At 76.4% G+C, this 21069-nt stretch carries 16 protein-coding genes; 8 read left to right on the top strand and 8 right to left on the bottom strand.

Features of this window, described 5'->3' with window-relative positions:
• Positions 1–3: 3 nt before the first annotated feature.
• From ACWDRR_RS15235 to ACWDRR_RS15220, 4 genes are all read right to left on the bottom strand, one after another.
• Entirely contained in the window at positions 4–1158 is a 1155-nt protein-coding gene (locus ACWDRR_RS15235) for an ATP-binding protein (protein WP_449772638.1), read from the bottom strand.
• Positions 1155–6326, bottom strand: a complete 5172-nt coding sequence (locus ACWDRR_RS15230) for a hypothetical protein (protein WP_449772637.1) — start codon at positions 6324–6326, stop codon at positions 1155–1157. The genes ACWDRR_RS15235 and ACWDRR_RS15230 overlap by 4 nt, the downstream gene beginning before the upstream one ends.
• Positions 6323–7180 carry a DUF4132 domain-containing protein gene (locus ACWDRR_RS15225; protein ID WP_449772636.1) on the bottom strand — a complete coding sequence of 286 codons (858 nt, stop codon included), beginning with the start codon at positions 7178–7180 and terminating at the stop codon, positions 6323–6325. Before ACWDRR_RS15225 ends, ACWDRR_RS15230 begins: the two co-directional genes overlap by 4 nt.
• 248 nt (positions 7181–7428) lie before the next feature.
• Positions 7429–8595, bottom strand: coding sequence for a PQQ-dependent sugar dehydrogenase (locus ACWDRR_RS15220; protein ID WP_449772635.1), 1167 nt, complete (start codon positions 8593–8595; stop codon positions 7429–7431).
• A gap of 347 nt (positions 8596–8942) precedes the next feature.
• Between ACWDRR_RS15220 and ACWDRR_RS15215 the strand changes: the two genes are divergently transcribed.
• Both ACWDRR_RS15215 and ACWDRR_RS15210 read left to right on the top strand, forming a co-directional pair.
• A complete protein-coding gene (locus ACWDRR_RS15215; protein WP_449772634.1) occupies positions 8943–9890 on the top strand; it encodes a GNAT family N-acetyltransferase in 948 nt (315 codons plus the stop codon).
• Between the two features lie 185 nt (positions 9891–10075).
• Positions 10076–10414, top strand: a complete 339-nt coding sequence (locus ACWDRR_RS15210; RefSeq protein WP_449772633.1) for a hypothetical protein — start codon at positions 10076–10078, stop codon at positions 10412–10414.
• A gap of 171 nt (positions 10415–10585) precedes the next feature.
• On the opposite strand, the gene dhbC is transcribed toward ACWDRR_RS15210, so the two are convergent.
• Positions 10586–11782, bottom strand: a complete 1197-nt coding sequence (gene dhbC / locus ACWDRR_RS15205; protein ID WP_449772632.1) for an isochorismate synthase DhbC — start codon at positions 11780–11782, stop codon at positions 10586–10588.
• A 532-nt stretch (positions 11783–12314) separates the two neighbouring features.
• On the opposite strand from dhbC, the gene ACWDRR_RS15200 reads away from it, so the two are divergent.
• The 3 genes from ACWDRR_RS15200 (at position 12315) to ACWDRR_RS15190 (ending at position 15129) form a co-directional block, all read left to right on the top strand.
• Complete coding sequence (locus ACWDRR_RS15200; RefSeq protein ID WP_449772631.1) at positions 12315–13640, top strand: MFS transporter; 1326 nt, start codon at positions 12315–12317, stop codon at positions 13638–13640.
• A gap of 4 nt (positions 13641–13644) precedes the next feature.
• A complete protein-coding gene (locus ACWDRR_RS15195; protein WP_449772630.1) occupies positions 13645–14304 on the top strand; it encodes a TetR/AcrR family transcriptional regulator in 660 nt (219 codons plus the stop codon).
• Between the two features lie 126 nt (positions 14305–14430).
• Positions 14431–15129: a siderophore-interacting protein gene (locus ACWDRR_RS15190; RefSeq protein WP_449772629.1), complete on the top strand. Its 699-nt coding sequence runs from the start codon at positions 14431–14433 to the stop codon at positions 15127–15129.
• Positions 15130–15203: 74 nt separating this feature from the next.
• On the opposite strand, the gene ACWDRR_RS15185 is transcribed toward ACWDRR_RS15190, so the two are convergent.
• The 3 genes from ACWDRR_RS15185 to ACWDRR_RS15175 form a co-directional block, all read right to left on the bottom strand.
• Positions 15204–15761 carry an NUDIX domain-containing protein gene (locus ACWDRR_RS15185; RefSeq protein WP_449772628.1) on the bottom strand — a complete coding sequence of 186 codons (558 nt, stop codon included), beginning with the start codon at positions 15759–15761 and terminating at the stop codon, positions 15204–15206.
• A gap of 135 nt (positions 15762–15896) precedes the next feature.
• Positions 15897–17036, bottom strand: coding sequence for a CapA family protein (locus tag ACWDRR_RS15180; protein WP_449772627.1), 1140 nt, complete (start codon positions 17034–17036; stop codon positions 15897–15899).
• A 187-nt stretch (positions 17037–17223) separates the two neighbouring features.
• Entirely contained in the window at positions 17224–17931 is a 708-nt protein-coding gene (locus ACWDRR_RS15175) for a M24 family metallopeptidase (RefSeq protein ID WP_449772626.1), read from the bottom strand.
• 352 nt (positions 17932–18283) lie between these two features.
• On the opposite strand from ACWDRR_RS15175, the gene ACWDRR_RS15170 reads away from it, so the two are divergent.
• From ACWDRR_RS15170 to ACWDRR_RS15160, 3 genes are all read left to right on the top strand, one after another.
• Positions 18284–19048, top strand: coding sequence for a universal stress protein (locus ACWDRR_RS15170; RefSeq protein ID WP_449772625.1), 765 nt, complete (start codon positions 18284–18286; stop codon positions 19046–19048).
• A gap of 109 nt (positions 19049–19157) precedes the next feature.
• Positions 19158–20498, top strand: coding sequence for a M48 family metalloprotease (locus ACWDRR_RS15165; protein ID WP_449772624.1), 1341 nt, complete (start codon positions 19158–19160; stop codon positions 20496–20498).
• A gap of 116 nt (positions 20499–20614) precedes the next feature.
• Positions 20615–21037: a MarR family winged helix-turn-helix transcriptional regulator gene (locus ACWDRR_RS15160; RefSeq protein ID WP_449772623.1), complete on the top strand. Its 423-nt coding sequence runs from the start codon at positions 20615–20617 to the stop codon at positions 21035–21037.
• The last annotated feature ends 32 nt before the right edge of the window (positions 21038–21069 follow it).

Below are 21069 nucleotides of genomic sequence, written 5' to 3'. Positions count from 1 at the left end.
GCCTCACGCCTCCAGGGCCGAACGCTGGTCCCAGAGCATCCGCCAGGTGCCGGCGCCCTGTTCGGCACGGCGACGGACCGGGCCGTCCCAGTAGCCGAGCAACCGGGCGGCGTCGGCCGGGTCGTCCTTGCGGACCACGCCGATCAGCTGGCCGGGCAGCCGCCCGAGGAGGTCGCCGCCGTCGGGCAGATAGGCGGCGGAGACGCCCAGCGCGGTGGCCACCGAGACCGCCTCGGCGGTGCTCATCACGGTGGACGGCCGCTCGACGTCCCAGCCCTCGGTGGAGCGGCCGGTGCGCAAGTCCCGGAAGGCCGTGACGAGTGCCTCCAGCACCGCGTCGTCGACCGCGTACGCGGCGCCGGCCCGGGCGACGGCGGCGGTGGACTGGCGGCGGACCAGCTCGACCTCGGCGGCCAGGCTGCCGATCGGGCCGACCGTCTCGAAGTTGAACCGCCGCTTGAGGGCGGCGGACATCTCGCTGACGCCCTTGTCCCGGAGGTTGGCGGTGGCGATCAGGGTGAAGCCGGCCGCCGCGTGCAGCTGGCCGTCCGGGCTGCCCGCCAGCTCGGGTACCGCGATGCGCCGTTCGGAGAGCAGCGAGACCAGCGCGTCCTGCACCTCGGGCAGGCAGCGGGTGACCTCCTCGACCCGGGCGACCGCACCGGTGGTCATCGCGGTGAGCACCGGCGAGGGCACCAGGGCCTCCCGGCTGGGCCCCTTGGCCAGCAACAGGGCGTAGTTCCACCCGTACTTGAGCTGGTCCTCGGTGGTGCCGGCGGTGCCCTGGACGGTGAGCGCGCTGGTGCCGCAGACGGCGGCGGCGAGCAGCTCGGAGAGCATCGACTTCGCGGTGCCGGGCTCGCCGACGAGCAGCAGGCCGCGCTCCCCGGCGAGGGTCACGACGCAGCGCTCGACCAGCGCCCGCTCGCCGACGAACTTCTGCTCGACGGCCAGGCTCTTCCGCCCGGCCTTGAGCTTCTCGCCGTCGCTGCCCATCACGAAGGTGACCACGGCGCGCGGGGTGAGCCGCCAGCCGGGCGGGCGCGGCCCGGAGTCGTAGGCGGCCAGGAACTCCAGTTCGGCGGCGTACTTCTCCTCGGGCGGGACGATCTGCCGGGCCGTGGAGTCGGCGGGCTGGTCCTTCACGGCGGTGCTCATCGGCGGGCCTTCCTGCGCTTGCTGGTGCGGAGCTCTTCGTAACCGGGGGCGTCCCCGTCGCCGACCCGCTGCCAGGCCCGGGCGAACAGCTCCGGGACGGACAGGTGCGGCAGGACGGCGTGGTGGGTGGGCAGTTCGTACAGACCGGCCTTCCAGGTCTCCGCGGGCAGGCCGGGGGCCTTGGCCTCCTGCCAGCCGCCGGGCAGGAAGAGGCTGCGGCCGGCGCGGGCCCGCTTGGCCTCCAGTACCAGGTCGGTGGCGGCGAGTTCGGCCCGGGCCCGCTTCAGCCGGGCGGGCTTCCAGCCCGTCCAGCGGGCGACGTTGCGGTCCGTCGGGTCGGGCAGGGCGAGCAGTTGGAGGTAGAGCGCGGCGGCGTCCGCGCCCAGGCCGTGGGCGGCGGCCACCTCGGCGACCAGCGGGCCCGCGCTGAGCTGCGGGTTCTGCGCCCAGCGGGCCACCCCGCCGGCACCGGCGGCACCGGCCGGCGCCTCGTCGGGAGCGAGTTCGACCGGCGCCACCAGGCGCTCCAGCTCGCCGCCGAGGATCGCCGCCAGGGCGGGCCGCTGGCTGCTGAACCAGTAGTCGGCGCAGAGCCCGTCCAGCAGCTCCAGCAGCGGGTCGTCCCCGCCGGTGAGCCCGGCCGGGCGCAGCCAGACGTGCTCGTCGTCGCCGTAGCCGGGGGCGAGGACGAGGGCGTCCCCGCAGCGGACCAGGCCGTCGGCGTCGGCACCGCCCTCGGCCGGCAGGCCGTGGCGGGTGCGCAGCAGCGGTGACAGCTTCTCGTTCTTCGCGGTGCGGTGCAGGTCGTAGCCCAGCAGCAGCCCCGGATCGGCGAGCCTGGCACGCAGCGCGGCGACGGCCTGCGGCAGCAGCGGGCGCAGCGGGCTGTCGGCGGGCAGGTGGTAGGAGAGCCAGCGCAGGGCGTCGACGGCCCCGCTCAGGCCGGCGTTGCCGGGCAGGGCGTCCGGGTCGTCGGCGAGCAGGCGCACCGGCCCGCCGTCCTCGTCGGCGCGCACCCGGTAGCCGGTGGTGCGGCTGAGCCAGGGCGTCCGGGCGGGGTTGAGGACGTCCTCGATGTGGTCGATCCCGACGCCGCTGACGGTGGCCTGGGCCTCCTCGGGCAGGGTGACGAGCTTTCCGAACCGCTCCGTCCACCGCTCGGCTCCGGCGGCGGTGTCCGGCCCGTCGGCCCAGAGGGTCTTGGGGTCGGCGGGGAGGAGGGCGGTCCAGACGGCGGCCAGGCCCGTCCGGTCGCGACCGCGCAGCCAGTCACGGGCGGCCCGGGCCTCGACGGACTTGAGGCCGTACTCCTTGAGCCGGTCGGCGGGGAGCGCGTTGCCGTACCAGTGGAAGAGGGTGCTCGTGGGGCTGAGCAGCAGGGCGGCGCGGGTGGCGCCGATTCCGGTCAGCTCGCCGAACGCGGCGGCCTGTTCGGGCTCCCGGGTGAACCCGCCGTGCAGGGCGAGCAGGGCGGTGAACCGCGCCGTCCAGTCGGCGGTGACGGCCTCCTCGGTGTTCCGCTCCCCGGCGGTGCCGAAGTGGGCGACCGGCCCGAAGGCGCCGCTCGGGTCGTGGTCGACGGCGAGCCAGTGCACCCGGTCGTCGCGGTGGTGGCGGCAGCCGAGGACGACCACGGTGCGGTCCCCGTGCCGCAGGACCTGGCCGGCCCGCGGCTCGTGCTTGCGCTCGGTGCCGTCGGGATCGACGAAGGTACCGAGCGGCTCGGTGAGGGTGACCTCGCGCAGGGTGGCGCCGCGGTCGGCGAGCGGCCCGCGGGTGAGCTCGGTGAGCAGCAGGGCGAGCGCCGACCGCTCGGCCGCGCCGGTGAGCGGGGCGGCCGCGGCGTAGGCGAGGGTGCCGAGCTGCCCGAGGACGTGCAGCCAGCCGTGGTGGTTGTCGTCCCCCTCCAGCTCGACCTGGAGCGGGGTGGACCAGCCGTCGGCTCCCTGCGGCGGCGCCGGCGGGTCGGCGAGGACGGCGAGGACGGTGCGCAGGTTGCCGAGCACCCGCCACTGCTCGTCGCGCTCCCACGAGCGGCCGAAGCCCCCGACGCCGGGCAGCAGGACCTCCACCGCCTCGCGCAGGTCCTGGTCGCGCCCGTGCTCGGGCCGGTGGGCGGCGCCCGTCCGGGCGGTGCCGGCCTTGGGGCGGGCCTCGGCCTCGGGCTGCGGGACGAAGCGGGCGGCCCGGTCGAGCAGCTCGGCGGCGGCCCGGGCGAGCCCGGCGACGCCGGCCCGCAGCAGCGGGTGGTCGATGCCGGGCAGGACGGCGCCGACCGCCTCGACCGGCACCGTGCGCCGGGCCGCCTTGCCGCCCGCGAGCAGCCGCCGCACCCCCTGGACGGTGAGCCAGCGCTGCTCGGCCTCGGCGACCGGTTCGACGTCCACCAGCCAGGCGGCGTCGATCAGCCGGGCGGCCTGCTGGTCGGTCAGGCCGCGCAGGGCGTGCGAGCCCGCTTCGTCCCGCGGCCGCAGGGCGTGCCAGTGGACGAGCGGGGGAACGAGCGCGGTACCGGCGGCCTGCAGCCCACCGGGCCGGCAGCTGCCGAGGTCGGTGGTGGTGTCGCCGCCGGTGCCGTCGGCGTCGGGCAGGGCGAGGGTGAGGCCGCCGCCGCGCGCCTCGACGACCAGCGGGTGGGCGTCGCCGGGCAGGCCGAGCCGGCCGACCGGGAACTGCTCGGCGTGCCGGCCCCGGCCGGCGAGGACGAGGGTGGAGCCGTCGGCGGTACCGGTGGTGACCCGCAGTCCGTCGACCCGGACCCAGCTGCCGAGCACGGCGCCGTCGGTGCCGAGCGGGGTGGCCTCCAGGCCGGGCTGCATCGGCAGCAGCCGGGTGCGGTCGAGGTCGAGCCGTCCGGCGGCCGCGGTGGCGGCGATCCGGGGCGGTTCGGCGGCGCGGCCCAGGGTGCCGGTGGCCGGGTCCAGCTCGGTGAGGACGGCGCCGGACTGGCCGTGCCGGACCGTCCAGTGGCCGGTGCCGTCGCCGATCACCTGGTACTCGACGGGCATCCGGGTGTCTCCGGCGTGCAGCGGGCGCTCGCCGGTGGTGCGGCCGCCGCCGGGCAGCGGGAGGGACGGGGTGTCCGGATCGTCCCGGCCGCCGTAGTAGCGGACGATGACCTCGCCGCCGAGCTCGAAGGTCTCGGCGGGGCGGCCGGACCAGTAGGCGTGCTGCTTGCCCTCCCGGTACCAGGCCACCAGCAGCTCGCCGTCGACGAAGCGCAGCCGGGGCCGCTGCCAGTGCTCCAGCTTGTCGGGGATGCGCAGGGTGTGCTCCAGCAGGATGCCCTGCGGGCCGACCACCACCGCCCGGCCCAGGTGGACCAGGATCAGCTGGGGCCAGGCGTCCTCGATGGCGAGGCCCTCGGGCAGCTCCTTGCCGGCCGGACCGCCGGGGGCGGCACCCGGCTCGATGCCCAGCCTGCCGAGCGCCTCCTCCAGCGCGGGCCAGCCGAGCTCGTCGAGGATGCCGGCGCGCAGGGTGCGGGCGAGCAGGCCGGTGACGTCGAGGCCGGCGATCCGCTCGGCGGCGGCCGGGTTCTCGGTGCGGATCGCGGTGCGGCTGCCGCGCAGCTCCTTGACCAGGGCGGCGGCGCTCGCCAGGCCGCGCGCGGCGAGGAGGTCGTCGGCCCGGGCGTCGGACCACTCGACGAACAGCTCGCGCAGCACCGGGAGGGCGGGCAGCTGCTTGAGCGCGGCGGCCGTCCAGCTGTTGGGTACGGCGGCGCGCAGCGCGGGGCGGAAGCGCGGGTCGGCGGCGACGGCGGCGAGGGTGCGGCCGTCGGGGCCGGAGGCCCGGACCCAGTCGTCGAGGCCGAGGTTGTGCCCGTCGGCCGGGTCGGCGACCGGGACGCCCTCGGCGAGCAGCAGGTCCAGCAGTTCGATCTGGGTGGGGCTGCGCCGGACTCCGGTGAAGAGGTCCACCGGGACGGCGTCGGCGCGCAGCCGCTCGGTCATCCTGGCGGCCAGGGCGAGGGTCTCGGTGCTGAGGCCCTGGTTGCGCCAGCCCCGGCCGATGTGGCCCACCCAGCGCTGCAGCCAGACGGCGGCCGGCTCGGCAGCACCGCCCGGGGCGTCCTGACCGTCGGGGCCCCGGCCGTCGGGGCCCCGGCCGTCGGGGCCCGGCCCGGCCGCACCCCCGGCGGACGGGCCGGTCAGCAGCCGGTCGGCGCCGCTCTCGGCGAGGACGGCGAGCCAGGCGGCGTCCTGGGCGCCCTGGTCGGAGACGCCGGCCGGGTCGGGCAGGATCTCCAGCAGCCGGGCGCGGACGCCCTCGTCGCGCCGGCCGAGCTCGACGACGGCGCCGTGCCAGGACTTCCAGAACGCGCCGGGGGCCCGGTTGACGGCGGGTGAGGCGAGCAGCTCGGCGAGCAGGGCCTGCTCGTGCTCGGCGCGGTCCAGCCCGGCGGCCCGGATCAGGGCGCGGGCGTCCTCGGCGACCCCGGCGTAGGGGGCCATGCCGGCGGCCGAGCGCTCGGTGCAGAGCTGGCGGAAGCGCTGCCAGGCGGTCAGCGGGTCGAGCCGACCGCTCAGCTCCTTGACGTACTGGCGCAGCGCCTTGACGGTGAGCGCGCCGGCCAGCGCGAACTCCAGGAAGACGGCGCGCAGCCGCTCCTCGTCCACGGCGAGGCTGTGGGTGCGCTCGGCCTCGCGGGCCTTGCCGAAGAAGGTGCCGGCGTAGCTCTGGTTGCCCTGTTCGACGAAGATCCGGCCGACCTCCTCGCAGTAGGTCGGCAGGAAGTGCGGCACGGCGCGGCCGAGGCGCACCGCGAGCTCCTCGAAGCCGTCCTTGGCGTGGCCGGGCTTGGACTTGGCCTGGCGGGCGAGCCGCTCCATCTCCTTGACCAGGGCGAGCGCGTGGTGGCCGTTCGCCGGGTCGTGGACCAGTGCCCAGGCGGGGAAGCCCAGCGCCTCCTGGCGCACCTGGCCGACCTCGGCCGGCTCCCCGGCGGGCTTCAGGCCGAGGAAGTCGACCGCGAGGTCCTCGGCCGGGCCGAGCGCGCCCGGGACGAGCCGGACGACGCGGCGCCCGTCGAGCGCGGGGTGGGCGTAGCTGCGGGCGGTCAGGACGTCCGCGGCGCTGTCGGGCTGCCCGGCGCCGGGCAGCGTGCCCGCCGGCAGGACCGCTCCGGCGTCCAGCAGGCGCTCGTGCAGTTCGGTGGTGCTCATGCGGGCTCCTCCCCGTCGATCGTGCGGCCGGCGTGCAGCGCGGCGGCCATCCGCATGCCCTCGGACCAGGCGACCGGCCCGACCTCGGCCAGCGGCAGGACCTTGCCGTCCGGGCCGGCCCAGCTGAGCGCGCCGGTCTCGCACGCGTCGTACTCGTAGTAGTCCCCGACCCAGACGCGGGCCTCCAGGGCGAGGCCGCCCTCGACGACGGGCAGCACGGCGTGGCCGCCGCGCACCCGGTAGCCGAGCCGGGCGCAGCGGCCGAGCAGCTCGCGCAACTCCTTGTAGCGGCCACCGGAGTAGGTCGTCACCTCGGTGCCGGCGGCGGGCTCCGCCGGGCGGTGCCAGACCTCCCGGTACAGCTGCTGCACCTGCTGGGAGACCCCGAGCTCGACGGCGAACTCGCGCAGCTCGTCCAAGTCCTCCAGGAGGACGGGGTGGGGTATCCGGATCTCACCGGCGGTCAGGCGCACGGTGTCCCCGTCGAGGTCGACCAGGCCGAGCCCGCGCTCGGCGTCGGCGCCGCGCAGGAACCCGGCCACCTCGCCGTCCGCTCCCGTGACCACCAGGTCGCGCAGGACCTCCTGCCAGGCCTCGTCGGGCCAGACCGCGACGACGACCGCGGCGGGCACGGGCAGCGAGCGGACCATCCACCGCTCGACGTCCTCCAGGCAGCGCCGCCGGTGCGCGGCGAGCCACTCGGTGAGCTGCTTGAGCCCGGTGACGACCGGATCGTCGTTCAGCTTCGACGGAACGGCCTTCAAGGGGCGGCCGGCCGCGTTGCGGCACACCACCCTGCCCTCGTCGTCGAGCGCGACTTGATAGCCGCCCGTTCCCGCTTCCACCCATGCCACGGCCGCTCTCCTCCCAGCTGCTGGTCTGCGATGGGAGGAACGTAACGGGACACACTGACAACGCGTCCGCCGGGGGGCGGCTCCTGCGGGCGGGCCTTCCCAAACCCATCGAACGAGTGAACGACCTGCGACGATGCGGCGCGGCCGCCGCGGCCCTGTGGGACGGCGGCGGCCCAACTCCGGCATGGAAGAAGCGATTCGCCCCGGAGGCCGGCGGGCCCCCGCCGAAGGCCCCCCACCAGCCGGACCTACGAAATGCCGACGCGCAGGATCCGGTCGTCGCCCGAGCGGGAGTCCCCGCGCCCGTCGGTGTTGTTGGTGACCAGCAGCAGCGTGCCGTCCCGGTCGGCGACGACGGTGCGCAGGCGGCCGTGGGCGTCGGTGAGGAACGCCTGCGGGGCGCCGGCCGCCCGGTCGCCGTCGAGCGGGACGCGCCAGAGCCGGGTGCCGCGCAGCGCGGCGATCCAGATCGCGCCGTCGGCGTAGGCGATGCCGCTCGGGGACGCCTCGGAGGTGGGCCACTCGGCCACCGGGTCGATGAACCCGGGGCGGTTCCCGGTGCCCTCGACCACCGGCCAGCCGTAGTCGCCGCCGGCCCGGATCAGGTTGAGCTCGTCCCAGGTGTCCTGGCCGAACTCCGAGGCCCAGAGCCGCCCTTGGGGATCCCAGGTGAGCCCCTGCACATTGCGGTGGCCGTAGGAGTACACGGGCGAGCCGGGGAAGGGGTTGCCGGGGGCGGGGGCACCGTCCGGGGTGAGCCGCAGGATCTTGCCGCCGAGCGAGCCCTTGTCCTGGGCGAGCGCGGTGTTGCTGCTGTCGCCGGTGCCCGCGTAGAGCAGACCGTCGGGACCGAAGGCGATCCGGCCGCCGTTGTGCCGGGGTCCGTGCGGAATGCCCGTCAGAAGCACTTCGGGGGTGCCGAGTTGCTCGGTCGCGGGCCGCGCCGGGTCGTACGTCAGGCGGACGATGCGGTTGTCCGTGGCGGTGCTGAGGTAGGCGTACACCAGGTGGTCGTCGGCGTAGCCGGGCGACAGCGCGAGGCCCAGCAGCCCGCCCTCGCCGCCGGAGACCACCCCGGGGACGGTGCCGGCCTCGGTGCGGGCGCCGTCCTTCGCCGCGACCCGGAGGATCCGGCCGCTGTCCCGCTCGGAGACCAGCAGGTCGCCGTCGGGCAGCACCACCAGGCCCCAGGGCGCCTCCAGCTCTTCGGTGACCGTCGCCCGGACGGACACCGACGGAGCGGCGCCGGGCGAGGAGGAGGGCACGGACGCGGCGCCCGAGGACGGCGCGGACGCCGGGACGGCCGAGGTCGGGGCGGCCGACGTGGCGGCGGGCGCCGGAGCCGACGAACAGCCCGTGAGGGCACCGGATCCCAGGAGCAGGGCCAGCAACCCGACTCCGACACGACTGCGCACGAGCGTCTCCCCTCAGGAGGGCGGTTCAGGAGGACCGGGAACGGCTGCCGCGCGGGAAGGGCAGGAAGCACGGCAGTCCTCAGCTCATCACAACGGCCCGGCGCCCACCGCTCGACACTCGGCCACGCCCTCGCCCCTCACCCGCCCGAACAGCTCCCGACGCGCCCGGCCCACCGCGGGCGGCCCGGGCGCAGCACGCGGAGGCCCCGGCCGGCCCCAGGATCGCCGGATGCGCCGGAGCGGCCGGCGTACCGGGACAGCGGGAGCAGCCACCGCCTCTCCGGTGCCCCGCCGCCGCCTCCACGGGTGGGCTTGCGTGCGAAGCGGCATTAGTGCAATGTCACATTGTGACTCACCGTCCATTCCAGCCCTCCGTCGACTACCCGCCGCTGGCCCGACTGCTCGCCGCCACCGAGCTGCGGCCGGTCACGCCGGCGGCGCTGCGCGCCCAGGACGCCGAACTGCCCCCGCACGGAAGCCTCTACGCCGCACCCGGCAAGCCGCTCACCGGCTTCGGCCGGATCCGGCTGGTGGACGCCGGCCCCGACGGAGAGCTCCTCGCCTACGCCACCGCCTGGCGGGCGCCGTGGACCCCGCCCGGGGACGTCGCCTCGCTGGTGGTCGGCTCGGCGGGCCGGCCGCCCGAGCTGCTCCTGCCGCTGACGGACGCACTGGAGGGCTGGGCCCGGGGCGCGGGCGCCCACCGCCTGCTCGGCGAACTGCCCGACGGCGGCGCCGCCTTCCTCCGCCTGCTCACCGCGCGCGGCCACCGGGTCGACGCACACGTCCGCACCGCGACGGCCCGGCTGGACGCCCTCCGTCCGGCCACGCCACCACCCGGCATCCGGTTCGGCACGCTCGCCACCACCGCCGCCCCGCAGCCGGCCCTCCAGCTCTACCGGCTCTACCGCGAGACCCTGCAGGACAACCCGGGCTTCGCCGACGCACTGCCCGACTTCGACCGCTGGTACGCCGAGGCGGTGACCGGCGAAGGCTGCCGCCCGGACTGGGTGTTCACCGCCGAGTGCGCGGGACGCGTCGTCGGCGTGAGCACCGCCCGCACCACCGACGACCCGCACACCTGCCACATCGACTACACCGGAGTCCTGCGGCCCTGGCGGCGGCGCGGACTGGCCCGCGCCCTCAAGACCTTCGCCGCCCACCGCCTCGCCGCGCACCGCGTGCGGACCGCCCGCACCGCGGTCGAGGCGGGCAACAGCCCGATGATCGCGGTCAATTCGGCCCTCGGATACCGCTGGGGCCCGGGCCGCTACCGACTGGTCAAGGACCTCTGAGCCGGGGCCGCCACCCCGGGCGGCCGCCCGGATCCGGCGCGCGCCGCCCCGCCCGATCCGCCACCCGGGTGTCGGGCGCCCGGACCACCGCCGTGCGCGTGTGGCAGGCATGGTTCGTGATCGACCGTCAGCTAGCCTGCGTCGTCGGAAGGCCTGCGGGCATCGCGGTGACGGAAGGGCTCACCATGGCGGAGAACTTTGCGGAGCGGCCGGCGTCGGAGTCGGTGCGCCTGATCGACTTCGACGAGGCGAAGGCCGTCCCGGGGATCGTCCCGGGCACGTTCATCCTCGTCGTCAGCGGCACCAAGCCGTACCTGAACATGACGGTCCGCCTGTCGCCCCGGGTCTTCATCGCCCAGCCGGAGTACTGGGGCATCGAGGTGATCGGTTCGCTGTCCGGCTTCGGGCTCCCGGCCACCGCCGCGTACACCGAGTCCCTGCCGCTGGACGGCATCACGGGGACCAGGGGGATCGAGGTGATCGGGGCCTACCGGACCGAGCGGATCGATCTGCCCCGGCCCTGAGCGTCGCGTTCCGGACCGGACGCCGACGCGGGGCGGCGGGCGACGGGAGCGCCGAGCGGCGATCGGCGCACCCGCCTTCGACCGCCGAGACCCGTCGGCGCCCCGTCCGGGCCGGGACCGGCCGCCCCGGACGGGGAACCGGCACACGGGGTCGGCGACCGGCCGGTCCGCTCAGCGCGGCACCCCCGCGGCGTCCAGGAAGGTGCGGAACTTGGCGCTGGTCTCGGCCAGTTCGGCCTCCGGCCGGGAGTCGGCGACGACGCCCGCCCCGGCGAACACCCGCAGCGTGCGCCCGTCCGCCTCGGCGCAGCGCAGGGTGACCACCCACTCGCCGTCGCCGTCCGCGTCGCTCCAGCCGACCATGCCCGCGTACAGGCCCCGGTCGAACGGCTCGATCTCGCCGATCGCCCGCCGGGCCGACGGAGTCGGCGAACCGCAGACGGCCGGGGTGGGGTGCAGCGCGGTGGCCAGCTCCAGCGCGGAGACGGCCGGATCGGCCAGCTCGGCGGTGATCGTGGTGGCCAGGTGCCACATCGCGGCGGTGCGGACCAGGGTCGGGGCCTGCGGCACCTCCAGGGTCCGGCAGTACGGCGCCAGCGCCTCGCGGATGGCGTCCACCACGAAGGCGTGCTCGTGCCGGTCCTTGGGGGACTCCAGCAGGGCGGCGGCGCGGCGGACGTCCTCGCCGAGGTCGGCGGTGCGCGGCACCGACCCGGCCAGCGGATTGGCCACCACGGTGGTGCCCCGGCGTGAGAGCAGCAGCTCGGGGCTGGCGCCGATCAGCGTCCGGCCGGCGCCCGCGGGCACCGCGAAGGTGTAGCCGCCCGGGTCCCGGCGGGCCAGCCGCTGGAGGATCGCGGGCAGGTCGAGCGGACGGCCGGCGCTCAGCTCCAGCGTCCGGGCGAGCACCACCTTGCTCAACTCGCCCGCCCGCAGCCGCCGGACGGCCTCCGCGACGCCCGCGCCGTACGCGGCCGGCTCGGGTATCGGGCGGACCTGCCACTCCACCGGTTCGGCGGCCGGGGCAGGCAGCGCGATCAGCGGGTCGTCCCGCAGCGCGCCGCAGGTGCGGAGCCCGGCGGGGACGGCCAGTTCGGCCCGGCTGTCGTGATCGAACGCCACCGCGCCCAGCACCAGCGGGTGCGGGACCCCGTCACGGCGCGCCCGCGCCAGCGTCTCGGCGACCCGGACCGGCAGCGGGCGCCCGTCCTGCGGCACCCGGGCGTGCACGCCCTCGGCGAGCAGCGTGCGGGTCGGCGAGGCGAAGAACGCCTCGTCGGGCGCGGCCCGGTACTGGCCCAGCAGCCCGCTGGCCGCGCCGATGACGGTGTCGTCCGTCCCGGCGGGGGCGTGGTGCACCGTGGTCACCTGGAATCTCCCAGTCTGCGAGTGGCCGCCGGGTGCCCCGGGTCGGAGCGGTCGGCGGGCGGTGTGGGGTGGTTCGGGGTCTGCCGCGAGCCGGGCGGACCGGTCGCCCGGGTGACGCGGAGGCCTGCGGCGGTACGTCGGCCGGCGTTCCGTCCCGGCCTTTCCGGTGGGCTGTCGTGCGGCGGCCGCTGCTGCACGGGGCATCCCCTCCGACCAGCGACATTAGGCAAGGCTAACCTAACACAGCCGCTCGGGTGCGCCGCCGGCTGCGAGTCCGTCAACTCCCGACGCCGGGGGCCGACTCCACGCCGGCGTGCCCCGGCCCCGCGGTGAACCTGGACGCAACGTTGCGTCCAGTGCTACCTTCCAATCGCAACGCAACGTTGCGTCCACTTTGGCCCCCCGAGGCCCGCACCGGCCGTGCACCGACCTCGCACCGACCTCGCACCGGCCCCGCGCCCCGGCCCTGCCATCGGGCCCTGCCATCGGCCCTGAGTCGGACCCACCCGAGCCCCCTCCGAGGAACACTCCCGTGCCTTCCGCACCCCCCGCCCTCCCCCCGACGACCCCCGCGCCGCCGCGCGCGACGCCGCCCGCCAGAGCCGCCGTCGCCCTCGCCCTCTGGGTCACCATGGCCGGCACCACCGTCCCGACCCCGCTCTACCCCCTCTACCAACAGGCCTTCGGCTTCTCGCCGTTGACGGTCACGGTGACCTTCGCCGTCTACGCCGTCGGCGTCGTCGCCGGCCTGCTCACCCTCGGCCGCCTCTCCGACCGGATCGGCCGCCGCCCCGTCATGGCCGGCGCCCTCCTCCTCGCCGCGACCGCCGCGGGGCTCTTCGAGGCCGCCTCCGCCCTGCCCTGGCTGCTGGTCGCCCGGGTGGTCTCCGGCCTCGCCGCCGCCCTCATCACCGGCGCCGCCACCGCGGCCCTGCTCGACCTCGCCCCGCCGGAGCGCCGGCTGCGCGCCCAGACCCTCGCCCTCGCCGCCAACATGGGCGGACTGGCCGGCGGCACCCTGCTCTCCGGCGCCCTCGCCGAATGGGCCGGCTCCCCGCTGCGCCTGCCCTGGACGGTGATGCTCGCCCTCACCGGCGCCGCCCTGCTCGGCCTGCTCGCCGTCCCCGAGAGCGTCCCCCGGAAGGCCCTCGGGGGCACCGCCGGGAACGCCCCCGAGGGCACCTCCGCGAACGCGTCCGAGGGCACCCGCCGGAGCGCCCGCACCGCCGCCGGGCTCCGTCCGGGCCTCCAGCCGCTGCGCGTGCCGGCCGGCATCCGGCCCGCCCTCCTGCCCGCCGCGCTGGCCGCCGGATCCGGCTTCGCCGTCCTCGGTGTCCTCACCTCGGTCAGCGGGCTCTTCCTCGCCACCGTCCTCGGCCTCCACCACCACGCGCTCACCGGCCTGGTCGTCTGCCTCGCCTTCGCCGCCACCGCGGTCGGCCAGTCGCTCGCCCGTGTCCTGCCCGGGCCGCGCGCCCTGCCCGCCGCCTGCGCCGGACTGGTCCTGGCGGCCGCCCTGATCGCCACGGCACTGCTGACCGAGTCACTGACGCCCCTGCTCCTCGGTGCCTGCGTCAACGGCCTCGCCACCGGCACCGCCGTCGGCACCGGCCTGGGCACCGTCAACGGGGGTGTCGAACCGCAGCAGCGCGGCGCGGTGGTCTCGGCCTTCTTCGCCGTCCTGTACGCGATGCTCTCGGTGCCGGTGGTCGGCGTCGGCGTCCTCGTCCGGGCCACCGACCTGCGGACGGCGGGCGTCGTCTTCAGCGCGCTGGTCGCCGTCCTGGCCGTCGGTGTCGCGGCCGGCCTGACCGGTCGTCGTCCGCGGCCGACGACCGCCCCGGCGGAGGGGGCATGAGAGGATGAGCCCGACCAAGCACCCCGGCCGGCTCCCGCACCGGCCCGCCCGTGAGGACCGCAGCACCATCGCCGCCCAGCCCCGCCCCGCCACCGGCGGCAGCAGTGCGACCAGCAGCCGCCGCAGCGAGGCCGCACGCCTGGCCGTGCTGAACGCCGCCGACGACCTCCTGGTGGAGCACGGCTTCGAGGGCCTCACCATCGAGGGCATCGCCGCCGCGGCGGGCGTCGCCAAGCAGACGATCTACCGCTGGTGGAAGTCCAAGGTCGACATCCTCTTCGACAACCTGGCCCTGGACTCCGGCCCGGGCCTGGCCTGGCCGGACGCCCCGGCCGCGCCGGCCGATCTGCGCGCCTATGTCCACCGCTTCGCCGTCTTCCTCGGCGAGGAACCGGCCGGCCGTGTCCTGCAGGCCCTTCTCGGACACGCCCAACTGGACGCCCGTACGGCGGAGTTGCTGCACACCGGCTTCCTCGATCCGCTCCGTGCCCGCGATGTCGCGCACATCCGGGCCTGCCTGGACACCTCCGAGGACGAGGCGGCCGTCCTGCTGGACGCGCTGCTCGCCCCGCTCTACCACCGCGCCCTGGTGCTGCGCCGCCCGCTCGACCGGGGCTTCGTCGACACGCTGCTCGACCAGCACCTCGCCCACCTCGCGCGCTGATCCCGACGCCCGCACCGGGCCGTCCCACGCCGCCGCCGCGCTCCGCCACTTCCACCGCGGTCTTCACCTTCACCGCGCCCCCTTCATCCGGCCCGTGTCCGCCTCCGGGCCCGCCCAGGAGTCCTCATGTTCCGACGCTCCCGCCCGACCCACGACGTCGAGGTCATCGCGACCGCCCCGCTGACCTCCACCCTCCTCCGGATCACCCTCGGCGGCCCGACGCTGTCCCGGCTCGGGATCGAACACCCCACCCAGTGGGTCAAGTTGGCGATCCCCGAGGGCCCCTCCCGGGCCTACACCGTCCGCCACCACCGGCCCGCCGCGTGCGAGGTGGACATCGACGTCGTCCTGCACGGCAACGGCCCCGCCGCCCGCTGGGCGTCCGTCGCCCGGCCGGGCGACCGGGCCCGCATCGCCGGACCGCGCGGCCGCCGGCCGGACGTCGACGGCGCCGGCCGGCTGCTCCTCGCCGCCGACGAGAGCGCCCTCCCCGCCGCCCTCACCATCCTCGACCAACTGCCCACCACCGTGAGCGTGTTCGCCTGGTTCGAGATCGCCGAGGACGGCGACGCGCTCCCGCTCGCCACCCGCGCCGAGCTCACCACCCACTGGCTCCCCCGCGGCGGCTCCCACCCCAAGGGCCGGCTCCTCACCGACGCCCTCCTCGCCACCGACGTCCCGGCCGACTCGGCCGCCTGGATCGCCGGCGAGGCGACCGCCGTCGGCACCGTCCGCCGCCACCTCCTCACCGATCGGGCGCTCCCCCGCGACCGCGTCCACGCGAAGGGGTACTGGAAGCACGGCGAAGCCGATCACCAGGGGTGAACCCGGCCGACCGGCCGTCATCTCCCGGGCCCCGCAGGCGAACCCGGCCCCGGTGACGGCCGACGCCGCCGTGATCAGCCCGCCGACCGCCGCCGCGCCGAGCGGTACGGCCCCAGGAAGTACGAGAGTGCCGTCAGCGACGCCCCCTCGGGCACCTCCCCGGCGGCCAGCAACTCCACCACGTCCTCCTCCGCCACCCACGCGACCCGGCTCGCCTCGCTGCGGTCGGCCGGCTCACCGATCCGGGTGCAGCCGGTCATGTGGAACGCGTGGAAGCGCATCGTCGAGATGCCGGACATCGCGTTGTACCCGACCAGCGGCTCCACCCGGCCGGGCCGCCACCCGGTCTCCTCCTCCACCTCCCGGGCGGCGGCGGCCGCCGGCTCCTCACCCGGCTCCGCCCACCCGGCCGGTACCTCCCAGCCCCACTGCCCCGTGATGAAGCGGTGCCGGTACAGCAACAGGAACCGCCCCTCGTCGTCGGTGACCACCGCCGTGGTGCAGGCCTTCGGCATCCGCACCACATGGTGGTCGACCCGCCCGACCCCGGGGATCTCCACGTCGTCGAGCCAGAGCTCCACCCAGGGCGACTCGTAGACCGGCCGCCGGCCGTACGTCTTCCACTCCGTCATCGGCCGGCTCTCCTCCGCACCCGCGACCACCACGTCTTCCGCCCCGACCCTCTCACGCCGTCGTCCCCGGGGCTCCGGACCGCCCGCAGACCCCGCAGACCCCGGGAGGCCGGCGAGCGGCCGGTCCGGACGGCCTCAGCGCGAGGCGCCGGGCACGGGGGCCAGGCCGGTACAGCCCCGGAGGCCGTCGCGGCGCTTGAGGGCGGCCGCGGCGGCGGGCCCGGTCTGCGGGACGGGGACGCCCTGGCCGTCGACGGTGGCGGGCGTGAACGTCTCCCCGGTGACCTTGCCGGCCGCGGTCAGGGTCAGCGTCGTCACGCCGGTCTCGTTGGAGAAGGCGTAGTCGGACGTGCCGTACCAGAGGAAGTTGCCGAAGCCGTAGCCGACGTAGGTGGAGCCGAGCATGCCCGAGCCGAGCATGGTGTGGGCGTGGGTGCCGACCACCGCGGTGGCCCCGGCGGTGGCGAGCTTCTTGGCGATGGCGGTCTGGGCACCGGTCGGGCAGGCCTTGCCCTCGTCGCCCCAGTGCAGGTAGACGAGGACGACGGGCGCCTGCTTCTTGGCCTCCTCCACCGCCTTGACCAGCGCGGCGGCATCCAGCGCAGAGGCGATGCCGGGCTTGTTGGCACCGGCCCGCCACTTCTGGTTGGTCAGGTCCTCGACCTGGCTGGCCGCGACCACCGCGACCTTCACCCCGCGCACGGTGGTGACGTACGGGGCGTACGCCTCCTTGGCGTTGCGGCCGAAGCCGACGACCGGGATCGGCGAGGAGTCCTTGGCGGCGAGCGTGTCGGCGAGCCCGTCCGCGCCGAAGTCCACGGCGTGGTTGTTGGCCATCGAGACGACGTCGACGCCGGAGTCCTTGAGCGCGGTGAGCGCCTTGGGCGAGGTGCGGAAGGTGTACGTCTTCGCCTCGGGGGCGCCGCGGTCGGTGATCGCGGTCTCCAGGTTGAGGACGGCGAGGTCCGCCTCGGAGAGGGTCGCGGAGATCGGGCCGAGCGCCTGCTCGGGCGGCTTCACCGCGAGCCGGGCCTCGGTGCGGCCCTCGAAGTGGACGTCCCCGGCGAACGCCACCGTGACGGTGCCGTCCGGCCGCGGCGCCGGGGCGCTGCCGGACGGCGTGGCCGGCGTGGTGCCGGCGCTCGTGGCGGCGGCGGGGGACTTCGCCGCGTCGCCCGCCGGCGCCGCCCGCTCCGGCGCCGGGTCGTCGGGCCCGCAGGCGGCCACCGATATCAGCCCGAGCAGCAGTGCGACGGCGGCCGCGACTCGGCGCATGTGAAGTCCCCCCGGGGTCGATTCGAGAGCGGTCAGCCTACGCCACTCCCCCGCACCGCCTTCGCCCCGCGTCCACACACCGGTGCCCCGGAACGACCCCCGCTCGCAACACGGCCACCCCGACCGCCCCGACCGGCCCGCTCGCCCGGGCCGGGGGGCCGTGTTCACCGGTCGCCGCCGCCCGCCCTCACGCCAGGTCGAGCAGCTGCTCGTAGAAGCCGCCGAAGCCGCGCTCCCGGTCCACCAGGTGCAGCTCCAGGATCCAGTGGCAGGTCCGGCCCGACCGGTCGGTGCGGCGCAGCGGGGTGTCGTTGTCGGGGGCGATGTAGGACTCGGCCCTGGCACCGTCGTTGAGCTCGTGCGGGAACTCGCCGACGAGGTGGCCGGCGTGCCAGATCCCGACCTCCCAGCCCGCCTCGGCGGCCAGCCGCTCGACCTCGGCGTGCAGCTGCCGCCCGGTGATCTCCGGGTCGGCCGCGAAGAAGGCGCGGCCGGCGTCGAAGACGCGCGGGAGGTCGGCCAGCAGCCGCTGCTTGTGCGGGTCGTCGCCGAAGACGTAGGTGCGGCCGAAGTCCGCCTCGTACTCCTCGAAGATCGGGCCGAAGTCGGCGAAGGCCACGTCGTCGGCGCCGATGATCCGGTCCGGCGGGTTCTCCCGGTACGGGGCCAGGGTGTTCGGGCCGGACCGGATGATCCGCTTGTGCCAGTGCCGGGTGGTGCCGAACATCTCGTCGGCGAGGTCCCGGATGCGGTCGCTCGCCTCGCGCTCGCCCACCCCGGGCACCACCAGAGCGCGTGCCTCGACCTCGGCGAACAGGGCGATCGCCTTCTCCTGCGCCGACACCAGGCCCTCGACGCGCCGGGCCTCCTGTGCCCCGGACGGTTCGACTGCCATACCGGATCCCCTCTCCCCAGGTGGCGCCGCCGGAAGCCGCGCCACAGCTCACGACACCGCCCGGACCTGCCGGGCCGGGCAGCCCCGACAGATCGTAACCGCGCGCCCGGAGGCATCGGTTCGATTTCCGGCCCGGCTCGATTCCGGCCGGCTCGATGTCCGGTCCGACTCGATTCCGGCCGGCTCGAATCCCGGCCCGGCTCCGCCACCGGGACGCGGTGGCCCGGTCGCCCGCCCCACCGGGCCGTCGCGTCCCTGGCGCGACGGCCGTCCGGACGCGCAGCGTGGAGGGTGGCGGTCCTCGGGGTCACGGTGGCCGCTCCCGAGGTCGAGGCGGCGAGGTGGACGGGTGATGGACGGCGCGGAGAACGGCGGCGGCCGGCAGCGGATCGTGGTCGGGATCGACGGCTCGGCCCCCTCGAAGGCGGCGCTGCGCTGGGCGGTCGATCAGGCGGTGCTCACCGGGGCCGGGGTGCACGCGGTGGCGGCCTGGGAGTACCCGTCGCTCTACGGGTGGGTCGTGCCGATGCTGGACGACGGCTTCGAGCGGGCGGCCCGGCGCACCCTGACCGCCGAGGTGGACGAGGTGGCCGGCCGCGACCGGCCGGTGGAGATCGAGGAGAGCCTGGTCCTCGGGCAGGCGGCCGAGGTGCTGCTGGAGCTCGCCGAGGGCGCGGACCTCCTGGTCCTCGGCAGCCGGGGGCGCGGCACCTTCGCCCGGGCGCTGCTGGGTTCGGTGAGCGCCCGCTGCGCGGTGCACGGCAGCTGCCCGGTGGTGATCGTCCGCGCGGACGGCACCGCGGTGTCACCGGCCGCCGCCGTGCGGACGGCGGAGGGCACCGCCGAAGGGGCGGCCGGCGCAGCGCCGGCCGCCCGGACCAAGGACTGGCAGCTGAGCCTGCACGTCGTCGAGGACCGCGACACCACCCGGGTGCACGCCGTGCTCGACGCCGACGGCGCGGTGCTGCACAGCGACACCCGGGCCCGCCGCAACCCGCGCGACGAGCCGGCCCCGGTGGTCGGCGACGCGTTCGCCGCGGGCAGGGCCCTGATCGACCTGGGCCACCAACTGCTCCGCGCGGGCACCCGGAGCGCCTCCGGAGCGTCGCAGGAGTGACATGCTGATTCCCGGCGGCCGCCGACCGGCGACGCCCGGTGGGCAACCGGCGGGCGGTGGCCGACGGAGGGCAACCGACAGCTCACGGACAACGGATGACAGCCGACAGATGACAGACCAGGTCAGCCCGGCTCCGGGCGCAGCGATCCCCGCCCCGGGGGCCGGCACCACCGTCCCCGACTTCACCCCCGACCAGCGCGCCCGGGGCCGCGCACTGCGACGTGCCCAGCTGCCGTGGGCCCTGGGCGGGCGGCTGGGCGGGCTGGCACTGGCGCTGCTGCTCGGGCTGACCCCGGCCGGGGCCGCTCTGGTGACGGCCGCCGGCCGGCTGTTCGGCGGCTCGCGGACGGCCGAGGTCCTGGCGGGGGCGGCCGCCCTGGTCCTCCTCGGCCGGGCGGCGCAGCTGCCGTTCGCCGCCGGCGGCCGGACGGTGCGGGCCCGGTACGGGCTGGTGACCCAGGGCTGGAGCGGCTGGGCGGTGGACGTGCTGCGCGGGCTGGCCCTGGGCCTGGCCCTGACGCTGCCGCTGGCGTTCGGGCTGTTCGCGCTCACCGACCGGTCGCCGGACCGCTGGTGGCTCCCGGCGGCCGGCGCGGCGGCGCTGCTCACGGCGGCGCTCTCCTTCCTCTACCCGCTGCTGGTGGAGCCGGTCTTCAACCGCTTCACCCCGATGCCGCCGGGCCCGCTGCGCACGGCCCTGCTCGCGCTCGCCGACCAGGACGGCGTCCGGGTGCGGGACGTCCTGGTGGCGGACGCCTCCCGGCGGACGACGGCCCTCAACGCGTACGTGTCCGGCCTGGGCGCGACCCGCCGGATCGTCGCCTACGACACGCTGCTGTCGACCGCCGAGCCGCGCGAGGTGGAGCTGGTGGTGGCGCACGAGCTGGGGCACGTGAAGCACCGGGACGTGCTGACCGGCACGCTGCTGGGCGCGGCGGGGGCGGCCGTGGTGGTCTGCCTGCTCGGCCTTCTGGGCGGCTGGGGCCCGCTGCTGTCGGCGGCGGGGGCGACGGACGCGGCGGATCCGCGCGCGCTGCCGCTGCTGGCGGCCTGCGCGGCCCTGCTGGGCGCCCTGTCGGGGCCGTTCCAGTGCGCGGTGAGCCGCCGGATCGAGGCCCGGGCGGACCGGCACGCCCTCGAACTGACCTCGGATGCCGAGCAGTTCATCGCCATGCAGCGCAGACTGGCACTGGCCAACGTCTCCGATGTCGACCCGCCCCGGGTGCTTGAGCTACTGTTCGCCACTCATCCGAGTGCGACCCGCCGGATCGCGGCCGCCCGGGCCTGGCAGGCCGCGGCGGCCACCGGCGCCCCGGCCGGCAGGACACCGGACGACGGGACACCGGACGACGGCGCCCGGACCGACGTCGCCCCGGCCGGGACCCGGGGCGACGGGACTCCGAAGGCTCCGGACGGCGGAGTCCCGGCCGACGGGCCTCGGCCCGGCTGAGCCCGCTCCCGCACCGGGGCGGCCACGTCCGGCGGAGCGGAGCAGCGGGCGCCGGAGCGCGACCGACCACGAAACCGTTGTATAGTGCAACAAATTACCGAGGAGGTAGGACCGCCGTGCCCGGCCGCGAGACATCGATCGACATCATCCAGCGCGAGCTGACCGCCTTCGCCCGGCGCGCCCGGCACAAGGCCTCCCAGCTGCACCCGGACCTCTCCCTGGTCACCTACAGCATCCTCGACCTGATCAACGAGCGCGGCGGCTGCCGGGCCGCCGACGTCGCCTCGTACTTCATGCTCGACAAGTCCACCGTCAGCCGCCAGGTCACCGCGCTGGAGAAGCTCGACCTGCTGCGCCGCGAGACCGACCCGGACGACCAGCGCGGCCAGATCCTGCGCGCCACCGAGGCCGGCCTGACCCTGCTGCGCGTGGCCGGCGAGCAGCGCCGGATCGCCTTCACCGCCCGCTTCACCGACTGGTCCGACGACGACGTCGCCCGCTTCGCCGGCTACCTCGCCCGCTACGGCGCCGAGGACTGAGCCGCCCGGAGCCCGGTCCGGACCGGCCCCGG

It is taken from the genome of Kitasatospora sp. NPDC003701 (genome assembly GCF_053587085.1).
The sequence above is the reverse complement of the archived record's forward strand: the minus strand, read 5'-3'. Positions and strand labels throughout refer to the sequence as shown.